10 protein-coding genes are annotated in these 11,809 nt (G+C 62.3%); 3 read left to right on the top strand and 7 right to left on the bottom strand.

Annotated features, from left to right (window positions below):
• Positions 1–6 precede the first annotated feature (6 nt).
• Together PO883_RS07945 and PO883_RS07940 are read right to left on the bottom strand one after the other, a co-directional pair.
• Positions 7–954 (bottom strand): stage II sporulation protein M, encoded by a 948-nt coding sequence (locus tag PO883_RS07945; RefSeq protein WP_289309269.1) that lies wholly within the window; start codon positions 952–954, stop codon positions 7–9.
• Positions 951–1,622: an RDD family protein gene (locus tag PO883_RS07940; protein WP_289309268.1), complete on the bottom strand. Its 672-nt coding sequence runs from the start codon at positions 1,620–1,622 to the stop codon at positions 951–953. The genes PO883_RS07945 and PO883_RS07940 overlap by 4 nt, the downstream gene beginning before the upstream one ends.
• A gap of 301 nt (positions 1,623–1,923) precedes the next feature.
• Here PO883_RS07940 and PO883_RS07935 point away from each other — a divergent pair, with 301 nt between their 5' ends.
• Entirely contained in the window at positions 1,924–2,592 is a 669-nt protein-coding gene (locus tag PO883_RS07935) for an energy transducer TonB (RefSeq protein ID WP_289309267.1), read from the top strand.
• Between the two features lie 447 nt (positions 2,593–3,039).
• Here PO883_RS07935 and PO883_RS07930 read toward each other — a convergent pair whose 3' ends face one another.
• The gene (locus PO883_RS07930) at positions 3,040–4,233 is read right to left on the bottom strand and encodes a Shedu immune nuclease family protein (RefSeq protein WP_289309266.1); all 1,194 of its coding nucleotides are present in this window, start codon (positions 4,231–4,233) and stop codon (positions 3,040–3,042) included.
• Between the two features lie 231 nt (positions 4,234–4,464).
• Between PO883_RS07930 and PO883_RS07925 the strand changes: the two genes are divergently transcribed.
• Complete coding sequence (locus PO883_RS07925; RefSeq protein ID WP_289309265.1) at positions 4,465–4,971, top strand: hypothetical protein; 507 nt, start codon at positions 4,465–4,467, stop codon at positions 4,969–4,971.
• A gap of 169 nt (positions 4,972–5,140) precedes the next feature.
• Complete coding sequence (locus PO883_RS07920; RefSeq protein ID WP_289309264.1) at positions 5,141–6,013, top strand: restriction endonuclease; 873 nt, start codon at positions 5,141–5,143, stop codon at positions 6,011–6,013.
• 449 nt (positions 6,014–6,462) lie between these two features.
• On the opposite strand, the gene PO883_RS07915 is transcribed toward PO883_RS07920, so the two are convergent.
• The 4 genes from PO883_RS07915 to PO883_RS07900 all read right to left on the bottom strand — a co-directional run bounded on the left by PO883_RS07915 (position 6,463) and on the right by PO883_RS07900 (position 11,798).
• Positions 6,463–7,215 carry a DUF4303 domain-containing protein gene (locus PO883_RS07915; RefSeq protein WP_289309263.1) on the bottom strand — a complete coding sequence of 251 codons (753 nt, stop codon included), beginning with the start codon at positions 7,213–7,215 and terminating at the stop codon, positions 6,463–6,465.
• A 187-nt stretch (positions 7,216–7,402) separates the two neighbouring features.
• Complete coding sequence (locus PO883_RS07910; RefSeq protein WP_289309262.1) at positions 7,403–7,786, bottom strand: DUF5071 domain-containing protein; 384 nt, start codon at positions 7,784–7,786, stop codon at positions 7,403–7,405.
• 81 nt (positions 7,787–7,867) lie between these two features.
• Complete coding sequence (locus tag PO883_RS07905) at positions 7,868–9,481, bottom strand: RICIN domain-containing protein (RefSeq protein ID WP_289309261.1); 1,614 nt, start codon at positions 9,479–9,481, stop codon at positions 7,868–7,870.
• Positions 9,482–9,704: 223 nt separating this feature from the next.
• Positions 9,705–11,798, bottom strand: coding sequence for a bifunctional diguanylate cyclase/phosphodiesterase (locus PO883_RS07900; protein ID WP_289309260.1), 2,094 nt, complete (start codon positions 11,796–11,798; stop codon positions 9,705–9,707).
• Between the last annotated feature and the right edge of the window lie 11 nt (positions 11,799–11,809).

Below are 11,809 nucleotides of genomic sequence, written 5' to 3'. Positions count from 1 at the left end.
CGGCCCTTATTGCTTGCCGCGGCCGGCGAACAGGAAAAATCCGATCACCAGCGCCCAGCAGACGCCGCCGACGCTGTACTTGACCTGGATCGGAATCGCGCCCGAGCCGGACCAGAACGCTTCAAAGAAGGCGGCGAACATGGTCATCAGGCTACCGCCGACGATCACCGGGAACATGCTCTGGCTGGTGGCGAAGAGCGCGTGCGCACGGGTGCGCCGGCCCGGGTGGATCAGGGTCAGGCCGAGCCGGATGCCGGACATGGCGCACAGCAGCAGCCCGGTAATTTCCAGGCTGGAGTGGGTGATCACGAACGACCAGAACTGGTGGACGGTGGCCGGGTCGCGGCTCAGCCAGGCGCCGATCACGCCCATGTGCATGCCGTTCAGGCCCAGGCTGATCAAGGCCGGGATGCCGCCGAAGATGCCGCCGGCAAAGCTGCGAAAGCCGATCGAGACATTGTTCCAGATGTAGAAGCCGAACATCATCAGGTCGCCCTGGCTGCCGCCGCGTCCGACGTGGATGCGGCCCGGCTGGTACATGTCGCTGTACTCCTGGAGCTGATGGGCCGAGGCGAAGCTGTACGCCCACTGCGGCTGGTACCAGACCAGCAGGCCGACCGCGAGGGCCACGCCGAAAAACGCCAGGCAGGTGATCAGCAGCAAGCGCCATTCGGCGCGCACGCGGCAGGGAAAGTCGACCAGCATCCAGCGCATCAGGGTGGTGGGGCGCTCGACGACCGTGCCGTACAGGCGGCGGTGGCAGGCGCCGACCATTTTCTGCAGATGATCGGTCAGGGCCGGCGAATAGCCGCGCTGGCTGCACAGCGCCAGGCACTGGCACAGGCGGCGGTACAGGGCTGGCAGCGCACGCTGGTCGTGGCCGCTGTCGTCGAGGATGGCGCCGATCTCGGTCCAGAGCGCGGCGTTGTCGGCTTCAAACTGGATTTGCTTCATTTGGTCAGGCCCGCCACATAAGAGCGCATGCGCTCGACCGACTCGATGCCGCGGGTGCCGGTCAAGGCTTCGGCGATGCTGCCCAGTTCGGCCATGCGGTCGATCGGCAACTTCGATTCGCGCTCGAACAGGTCGACCAGGGTGCGCTGCTGGTCGGGACTGAGCGGGAAGGGCAGCGGCAGCGGATGGGCCAGCAAGGGCGTGGGGCGCGGCGCGGCTTTTTCGTAATAAATGACCTGGGTGCCGGCAACGATGTCGCCCAGGCGGCGAAAGCGCAGGTCGAACATCATGCACACCAGCCCGGTTGCGTACATGACCGGCAGGAAGTCGGCCACCAGCATCAGGTTGCGCAGGGTCGATTCGCGCCAGCCGACCGGCAGGCCGTCGCTGCGCACCACTTCCAGGCCGAGGGCGCGCTTGCCCAGCGTGCGGCCGTTGAAATAGACTTCGCTGATGATCGGATAGCCCCAGTAGCTCACGAACAGCAGCAGCAGGAAGATGCCCTGGCCGAGTTTGCCGCTGGGCATGGCGAGGCGCAGCAGAAAGCAGGCGGCGGCCCACAGCAGGAAATCGACCAGCCAGGCGACCGCGCGCAGGTAGGGGCCGGCAGGCGTCAATTGCAGGCTCACGCCCTCGGGCGTGGTCAGGGACAGGCGGCCGTCTAGCAAGCGCTGGCCTCTTTGCGCTGCCGGGTTGCCGCTGATTTTAGTACCGCCATGCGTTATGCCGTGTTAAATTTACTGTGGGATGTATTTATTGTACCGAAGAAACGATGCAACGATGGCAAATAGGTGAAAATTGCAGCGCTGTTTGTTGGTGAGCGGCCACGTTGTATTCCGGGCGCGGGCACGCCGCCGGGCGCCGTGTGCGTGCCATCGGCGCATGCGCCTATCGTTGCGGTCTCGTTGTTGACGCTGGAAGTGTACCAAGGTCGCTAGCGCCCCGTCACAGCTTATCGGGTGGAATGATTTGAACAGAAAATTAGTCATCGGCGTGTGCATCGCCGCGGCAGCGGCGTCGGTGGCGCAGGTGCCGGACAAGCACGCCACGCCGGCCGCCACGGCCACGCCGGCGTTTCCCAGCCATCTGCTGGCCGGGGCAGGTGCCTGCCCGCCACCGGCCTGGCCGCGCGAGGCGCTGCTGTACGACTTGCAGGGCAGCACCACGCTGTCGTTTGCGATCGGGCCGGATGGCGCTGTGGTGCAGCCGCTTCTGCTGCGCACGAGCGGCTGGAAAATGCTCGACGATGCCGCGCTGGCCGGAATTGCCGCCTGCCGCTTCAAGCCCGGCCTGGACGCGGCGCAGCGCACCGGACCGTATCCGATGCAGTTCAACTGGAAGCTCGACGGCGAGGGTGGCGTCACGCCGCTGCTGCGCGCCGGCAGTTGCCGGGATTCGCCGCGCTTTGCGCGCTTTGTCCCGTTCGATGCGGCGCCGACCAGCGCCAGCGGGGTGCTGTTGCGCTTGATGGTGGGCGCGGACGGCGTGCCGTGGCGCATTGCTGCCGAGACCGGCAGCGAGCCGGACGCGCTGGTGGCCGACGCGGTCGACTACGTGCAATCCTGCCGCTTCGACGACGATCCGGCCGTTCCGGGCGCGCGCAGCGCCAGCGTGACCGGCCGGGTGCTGGTGCGGTAATTCCTCTTTCAAGGCAGCGGATGGTCAGCATTGCACGGCTAGAAAACAAGCTGGTGGTCGTCAGCGACCCGGTGGGCGTGGCCGCCTACGACTTCGATGCCGAGTTGCACTTCGACGGTACGGGTGAATAATTAGACGATAATGCGACGATCAGAGCGTCCGGCCACCGGTCCACAGATACACCCGCTGCGGGACATGTAGAGAAAATCAAAATTCGTATAGGTCGAATGCAAGTGGTCGCGGGAAGGCGCATGCAAAGGCCAAATTGGCGCGCTTTTACAAAACCGCTGACATCAAGCCTTCTTGATCTATCCCGTTCGCCCTAATTTCGATTTTCATGCGGATTATGACACCTATCCATCGTTAGATCGTGGAAATAGATGAGCCGTGCCCAGTGTGGACTCCGCAATTTCTTTATGATTTGCAGCATGCACGGTCCCCCGTTCACTACCCTTTCGCTCCCGCGACCGCTGGCTTTGCGCTGCCATTGTGGTTGACGATGTAATTTGCCCGCTCGTAGAGTTCGTCGAACGTGATGATCTCCGGCCATGCCGTGTTGCGCCGATAGAGCTCGAAGGAGCGATATTGATCCGCGTTAACGCCGTTCGGCCCCATGAATTCCGACAGGCTGCCGATCACCAAGAATGATCTCGGCTGGTAGTTGAACGCCTCTTCGCCCGTCGGCGCTCCGTCCTTGTCTTGCCCGACGAACTTGGCGCCTATCTGGCCCACCGCGCCGTGGACAGTCCCTTGGACCTGGGCCACCGCGCCGACAAGCTCTTCGGAAGGCGCCCAGCAGCCGACGCGATATGGTTTGTCCGCGAGCAGCTTCGTGGCGTGCGTTTTGATTTCGATGAAGCACAGGCTCGCGATGAGTCCCCGAGTCTTCATGAGCGCGTCGACCCGCTTGCCACGGGACGCAACTGAGTGTCCTTGGACCACGTTTTCGAGCTTCTTGTCATTCAGGGACGAAAGGAACAGGTAGCCGAGGCCGTATCCGAAAAACCAGGTGTTTTTCTCGAAGAATTTTTGCCAAAGCGCTTCGTCCCCGCACTTCTTCGAATCCTTGGCTTTGGCGAAGTAGTCGGGCTCATTGAGCAGTCGCGCGTAGGCGTCCAGTTGCTCGCGCCGATAGCCGATCGCGACGATGTCTTCCTTGGTTATTTTCGTCCGAAGCACCTCGGCCAAGACCTCGGGGTTTTCGATCAGGAGGGCGGTCGCTTGGCGTTCGGAGACGATGTATTTGCGAAGTTCCTCGTCGGTGATGTTCACCGCGCCCTCGTGATGGAATGCGATTTCTTGGATGTGCTTCGCGAATTCGATGAAGCGTCCGATCTCGTCGCCGATCAAGGCGAAGCTAGCCTTGTGCGGCGACCCTGTCTCTGCGGTGTAAGTCTGCAAATTGAGGACCGATATCCTTCGGTCGTCTTCAAAGAATGTGGCTTTGACGATATGCTTTCCTCCTTCTTTCTGGCGCAAGACGAGTTCGCCCTTTACCAGTGCGAATGCTGGCTCGGCCGCCTTGTCGAAGGCCTTGCTCGCAATCCGAACCTTGACGGCTTTGTCGTGGAAGGAGGGGAGACTCTTGCTCACGTACGTCTTGTCAGATCGCTTGTTGATGTCGTATTCCACGTCGTCCATCTCGGTCCCTGTCCAGTATTCGTTTTTGCGGTTGTTGTTTATTTAAAAGCAATAATAGTTTAAATCGATGATGGTCGGCGAAAATTGGTGATCGAACGGCATGCCGCTCAGGCTGCGGGGCGGGGCGGTCCCGCTCGGGAGTTGCAGGATGCTTGTCGCCCGTGGATATTCCACGCGCTGCCGGGAAGCTACCAATTTAGCGTCGCAATTCAGGAGCCGACACAGCCAGACATGTTCAAGGCGACTGTCGATCCAAGCTCTATCGCTGAGCGTTTTCTTGCCGTCCTGCGAGCAGCCGTGTCGAGTGATCCAGCCCAGCTTTCACTGCTGGTGCCTGACCAGGGATATCCATCCACGTTTCTAAAGCTCACGCACAACTTGGCTCCTCCTGGCAAGAGCTTTGACCGGCTGGAAATTAGATCGGCGGCGGACAACAATCCCCTCGCGTTGCAGCCCGAAAATCGCAAGGTGATCAATGCGACGCTGAAGTTGATGGTGACCCTGGCCGTGCCCGAGGTTGGCGTGACGGAGGTTGCGCTGCATGGTATTCTTTGCGCTATCAACCTCGACAAGGACTGGATCGAGGTTTCGGTTGATGGAACTTCGCATCATATTTCAGGTCTAGCCGAGGCGTTCGACGATGTGATTGGACCGGTGGTGAATCGCCGCGTGACGGTGCGGGTCCGACTAGGCCCTGCACAGGTGTCTCGTTTCGATGACATTGAGCTTGACGAATAGATCCTAAACGTTGGACGCTACGAACACCTCGTTCATGGTACTTGCTCGGCGACAAAACGCTGGGTTGACCATGTCCGATACGTCACCGGGCATTCGAGGAGTGATCGATCGGCGGAAATGAGGATGCTAGCGGCAGGCGTCTATTAGAAGAAATGAGGAGAGTGGGGACATGCCAAACATTCGTTCGATTGACATGCTTTTCCTTGACGATGTGTTCGCCATGAGCGGCGGGTATGTCCTCAATTTCTCCGACCGGACCATGTCGCAGTTTTTCACCGAGGAGCTCAACTGCGATATTGACGATCTCGCTTATGCGGTGAACGGCAGATCTAAGGGCAAGCGCCTTCGCTGCTTCCTGCAGAGTGTCGACATCCCCACCGTCGTCCGCGCGCTCAATGCCCTGTGGGAGTATCGCGAGGCAGTGCGCGCTCGTGATCAACAGGCTGAGACAGTGGAGAACGCCGAAGGGCGGCTGCTGGCCCTGATCAATCGGTTGGAGGGAAACCCCGAGTCCGCTAAGCCTGCTGGTCAGGCGCCCGCGCCGGCATTCGACCGACCGCGGCTCATCCAGCTCAAGGCCGACCTGCTTGCGCTCCACCAGCTCGCGCCCCAAGCGCGAGGCTACGCTTTCGAAAAACTGCTTTGCGATATTTTCAACGCCTACGGACTGGAAGCCCGCGAGCCGTTTCGCCTGCGGGGCGAACAGATCGATGGAAGCTTTCAGCTCTTGAATGAAACCTACCTGTTTGAAGCGAAGTGGCAGGGAGAACAAACTGGTGTCGCCGATCTGCACACGTTCCACGGCAAGCTTGAGCAGAAGGCCGCTTGGACGCGTGGATTATTCATCAGCAACAGTGGATTCACCGAGGACGGGATTGTAGCCTTTGGCCGAGGAAAGCGGGTAATCTGCATGGATGGACTCGACCTCCACGACACGATGCATCGGGAAATTCCGCTCAACCACGTCCTGGACCGCAAAGTAAGGAGAGCCGCCGAGACTGGCGCTCCCTTTTCTCGAGTACGAGATCTCTTCCCTCAATAAGTCATCAGCGATTGATGATGGCAAGTCAAAGCCGAGGTCGGGGCAATACTTGTGTGGACTCGTGGGGTTATGTACCCATCCGTAGCTTGCAGGCCTGCTCTATTCTTGATACGCATGTATAACCAAGCGGGTCTTGATGGATACTGCTAAAGTAACGATCGATCAAAGGGGTTTGGGTTTATTTGGTCTGGGTTTGTCCCGCAATATTCTCCTCCCCATCTAACAAAAACGGCCCGCGTCTGCGGGCCGTTTTTGTTAGTGCGCCCAGCATGGGCGCTCCTTCGGGTGAACGTCCCGCCGCAGCCTCACCACAGTGAACGAAGTGAAACGCAGCTGCGGAAGAGTGACTGACTGGGCTGGGGACGCTACTGGCATCAGGTGGCGCCATACGCCTGCGCCGCAGCTGCTGTGGCGCCAGGTGCTGGCGCGTATCAGGGCTTAGACCGCCTTCACTGGTTCCAGGTGGCGCGCCAGGCGGCGTAACGCTTGAACGATGCCGGCGTGCTGAGTTCTTCGATGACGTCGTCGTCGCCGTCGCCGTCGGTCACGTGGAACAGCAGCGCCACCTCGTCGCGCTCGGCGGCGCTGCCGAACAGGCCCTCGTCGGCCAGCTGGCGCAGCGCCGCCGCGCAGGCGCCGAACACCCAGTCGCGCAGGGCGTCGATGTCGACTTCGTTGGGGATGTCGCGGTGATACGGCAGGATCATGCGGTAGGCGATGTCCAGCCAGGCGCCTTCCTCGAAGAACGACCATTCCGATGGATTCCACAGGATATCGTCGCCGCCGCCGTCCTCGCTCAGCGCCTGCACACTGTTGGCGAGCGGGATGATGGTCATGGCGCTGTCGTCGCTGACCAGGGCGAAGGCGTTGAGCGTCTGGTCCGGATGGGCTGCGCGCATGGCGTTGAAGGCATTGCGCGCGCCGTCGCGGATTTCGCTGGCCAGCAGGTCGCCATCGAGCCGGTTCAGGTCGATAGCGGCCTGGCGCGCGAGCGTGAAGCCGGCCGCCACGGCGTCGGCGCACAGGGCCGCGTAGCGCGCCTGGGCGGCGGCCGGGCTGGCCAGTTGTTCAAGGGTGTCGGTGCCCCAGGTTTCGGTCATGCCGGTGGCGTGCCAGACCGCCGTGCCGAGGTCGCGCACCTCGACAAACTGTCGTGGCTTGGTGCCGGCGTATTTGTGAAAAAGTGACCAGTTCGTCGTCATTGTTGCGTCTGCTTTATGTTGGGAAAATGCCTTCCCGCGCAGAGGAGTGTTTGTGTCTGGTTCGGTAAATACGGCTGCTGCACGGGCAATCTGATTGGTTCGGAAAGAAGTATGACGGGCGCGGCGGCTCCTGTCACGTGCAATCTGGGATGCCGGCCGCGCGCATGGCGCACCGGCGTTGGCGGCGCTACAGGAGGAGCAGGGCTGCGCGCGCTTCGATGTCGACTTCCTCGGCGCGGTCCGAGGCGCTCGGATGGGTGGCGAGCCGGTGCAGGTCGGCGGCCAGCGCTTGCAGCAAGGTGGGTGAGGGCGCCACCACGCGGAAAATCAGGTTGTGTTTCCAGATGGCGTCGTCGCCATCGAGAATCTGCCTGATGGCGGGCGCGAGCGGTGCGCCCAGGCTGGAGAGCAATGGCGCGAGCGTGCGCGCCAGCGGCCAGTTGGGGTCCTGCATCCATACCAGCAAATCAGGCACGACCGGGGCGATGGCGGGCCAGCCGGCCGCCATGGCAGCTTGCACGGCCGCCAGGTCGTGCTTGTCGGAAGGTATGTACGGTGAATGCTGGCGCATGTCAGGGCCTTCGGGACGCCGTTGCCGGCAACAGCGGCAACGGTATCACGCGCAGCCCGGCCACGCCAGCCGGGCTGGGGATCAGCGGGCGCCGCTGCCGCTGCTCAGTGCGGCCGGCAGCTTGTCGACGTTGTCCAGCTTGTACGGGAACAGCAGGGTGTCGCCAAACACCCTGGCGCCGCTATCCTTCTCCACATCGTTTTCCGACTTGCCGGTGTAGCGGTTCGAGCCAATGCTGGCATCGATCAGCGCATTGTCTTCGTTCCAGTGCGGCCTGGCCGTGTTTGCAAAGAAGTTTCCTTCCACCTTCACTTGGGCGTGATCGCTGGCGCCGATGGCGAAGTAGGGCACGTCGAGCCAGTAGTTGTTGTACAGGTGGGTGCGCGATGCCGCGCCCAGCAGCTTCGGATTGCGGCCGGAGGTCTTGTTCCAGAAATTATGGTGCAAGCTGACCTGCGAGTTGCTCAAGGCGTTGGTGTAGTGGTGCTGGTTGCCGCAGACGGCCGCGTTGCTGCCGTCAAAGCGGTTCCAGCTCAGGGTCACGTTCTTGCTGTCCTGGATGTCGATGTGGCCGTCGCTGATCAGGTTGAAGCGCACATGGTCGACCCAGACATGGCTCGACTTGGTGATGGTGATGCCGTCGCCCGCTTCGACCAGGCCGGGGTTGATGTTTTCGATGGACAGGTTGCGGATGATGACGTTCTTGGCGTCGCGCACGATCAGCGAGGCACCGATGATGCGCGCATCCTTGTTCAGACCGACCAGGGTTTTGTTGGAACCAACCCAGATAGCGCTTTCATCGCGCGGGCGCATATAGCGCGTTTCGTTGGTCGAGCCGAGTTCCTTGCAGGTCTGGGTGCCGACCGGAACGCGGTAGGTACTCTTGCCCGGGTCCTGGTAAGTCGGGCAGGCGACCGCGCAGGTGCTTTCCGAACGCACGGCGGTGCGGCAATCGATGGTGGTGCCGGCCGGAATCTGGATCACTGCGGGCGATGTCGAGCTCAGGGCGCTGGACAGGGCGCCGCACGAAGTCACGGTGACGGGCGCGGTGTTGCCGCCGCCGGTGGTGGTGCTCAAGCCGTCAGCGCCGGACTGGGCCGCGAAGCCGTCCGGTGCCGGGCCGCCGCAGGCACCGTTGGTCGGGTTGAAGAACCAGCGCTGCAGGCCGCCGGCGGTATCAAGCGCCTGGTAGACCCGCGAGCCGCTGTTGTTGTCGGCCACGGTGAGCGACTTGCCCGAGTGACGGGCGACGACGTTGTAGCCGCCGCCGGTCGACTTTTTCAGCAGCCATTGCTGGTTCTGGGCGCCGGTGGCGTTCCATTGGATGATGCGGGCGCCGTCGTTGGCGGACAGGTTCAGCATGTCGAGCAGCAGGCCGCTGTGCTTGGCTTGCATGGTCCAGTAACCGTTGCCGGCGTCGCGCAGATAGAATTGCTGGTTGGCGCTGTTGGCGGAACCCCACTGCTGGACTTCGGCCGCGCGCTGGGTCGAGCCGGCGACGACGTCGAGCACTTTGCCGGACGCGGCGTTGACCACGTTATACAAACCGCCGTTGTACACGGCGGCGTTGCAATTGGCGGCGCTGGCGGGATTGGCCATCAGCGACAAAGGAAGGGCAAGCGAGGCGACCAGGGCGCCCATGCGCCGTGCGGGAAACAGGCGGATCGACGCGTCGGAAACGGGGAATTCGGTCATGGCTGGTGTAGCTCCGGATAGTTGGCACGTAGCCCACGACAAGGGCTTGCCTTTGTTATTTAAATGAAAAGAATCGGATGCTATCAGCTAAATTCTACATACACATATATGCAATTTATATAGAGGCATGCCATTTTTGCGGGAGCTCGCCGTTGCATGGATGACGCTGTTGGACAGCACAGCACAGCACGGCACGGTGCGGCAGGCACGGCCGTCCCGGCTTTCAGGCGCCGCAGGGCAGGGCCGGTTCGGCCACCGGCTCGCGGCACGCGAGCAAGGCGCGCATCTGCGCCGCCGCCAGCGGCTTGCCGTAGTAATAGCCCTGTGCCTTGTCGCACCCGTTTGCGCGCAAGAATTCGCCTTGTTCCGGCGTTTCAATGCCCTCGGCCACCGTTTCCATTTTCAAGCTGCGGGCAATGGCGATGATGGCCTTGGTGATGGCGGCATCTTCGGCGTTGTGCGGCAGGTCGCGCACGAAGCTGCGGTCGATCTTCAGCGCGCTCACCGGAAACGTCTTGAGGTAGCTCATGGAGGAATAGCCGGTCCCGAAATCGTCGATGGCCAGCGCGATGCCGGCGCGCTTGAGCGTATGCAGTTTGTCGATGACGCTGGCCGAGGCATCCATCAGCATGCTTTCGGTCAGTTCCAGTTCCAGCCAGCGCGCATCAATCCCGCTGTCGTCGACGATCGCCAGCACCGAGGCGACCAGCCCTTCCTCGCTCAGCTGGCGTCCCGACAGGTTGATCGACATCCGTACCCGGTGGCCATCGTCATGCCATTTGCGCAGTTCGTGGCAGGCTTCGCGCAGCACCCATTCGCCGATCGCCACGATCATCCCGGTATCTTCGGCCACGGGAATGAAATCCGCCGGGCTGATCAAGCCAAGTTCCGGATGGATCCAGCGGATCAGGGCCTCGGCGCCGCAGACGGCGCCGCTGCGCAAGTCGATCTGGGGCTGGTAGTGCAGCACGAATTCCTTGCGTTCAAGCGCCCGCCGCAGGTTGTTGTCGAGCGTGAAGCGCTTGCGCGCATCTTCCTGCATGCTGTGCGTGAACAGGCGGTAGGCATTCTTGCCGCTGTTTTTCGCGTAGTACATGGCGCTGTCGGCGTATTTGAGCAACTCGTGCATGCTCGATGCATGGTCCGGAAACACGCTCAGGCCGATGCTGGCGCTGATGTGGATCTCGTGGCCCGCGATGGCGACCGGCTGGGCAATGCGCTGCAGGCACTTCTCGGCGACCATCGCGGCGTCGCCGATCTGGTGCACGTTTTCCAGGATGATGGCGAATTCGTCGCCGCCGATGCGGGCAATGGCGTCGCCGGGGCGCAGTGTGTCGCTCAGGCTGCGCGAGACCAGGCGCAGCAGCTCATCGCCGATATCGTGCCCCAGCGTATCGTTGACCGCCTTGAAATTGTCGAGGTCGATGAACATCACCACGGCCCGCTCCTGGCAGCGCTGCGCGCGCGCGATCACCGCTTCGAGCCGGTCGTTGAAGAAGTGGCGGTTGTGCAGCTGGGTCACGTTGTCGAAGTGGGCCAGGCGGTCGAGCTTGACCTCGACCCGCTTGCGCTCGGCAATCTCGGCTTCCAGTTCGCTTTCGCGCTTCTGGATGCGGTCGAGCATGGTGTTGAAGGCGCTCGAGAGCATGCCGATATCGGCCAGGGTGCTGACCTCGGCCCGGATCGAGTAGTCGCCCAGGCGCGAGATTTGCGCGCTCGCGTCCGACAGCGCGCGCAGGGGACTGGTAATGAAACGCTGCAGGCGCGACAGCACCAGATGGGCGATGGCCAGCACCGCGAGCATGACCGGAATGGTCAGCGCCAGGTAGAGCGCCAGCTGGCGGTACACATTGTCCAGCGAACTTTGGACGATCAGGGTGCCCAGGCGCTGGCGCTGGACGATCAGCGGCTCGACCACGGTGACGTGGCGGTACGACAAGGCGTAGCCGGGGCCGCTGGCGTGGCGCAGCGCGACCGGGGCCGCCCCGGCGTCGCGCAGGTAGCTGGCGAAGCGGCCGTTGGCATTGTCGTAGACCACGGCCGACTGCACGTCGGACACCACGCGCAGGGCGGCCAGGATATCGTTGGCCGCGTGCTGGTCGCCAAAGACCATGGCGGCCGACATGTTTTCGCTGCCCATGGCCGCTTGCGCCTGGGTCTGGCGTACCAGTGCCGAGGTGAAAAAATAGGTCTGGATCCCGAGCAGGAACAGGGTCGAGAGCAGGATGACAGTCCCGCTGGTGACCAGGTTTGCCCATTTGAGCTTGGTGCTCAGGGTTTGTTTGCGGCTGCGGCGGCGAGGCCAGGGGCGTTTCATGATGGGTCCGT

Source organism: Massilia sp. DJPM01, from assembly GCF_030348125.1.
GTDB lineage: Bacteria > Pseudomonadota > Gammaproteobacteria > Burkholderiales > Burkholderiaceae_D > Telluria_A > Telluria_A frigida.
Note: the sequence above shows the minus strand (reverse complement) of the source record. Positions and strands in the feature narration are given on the sequence as shown.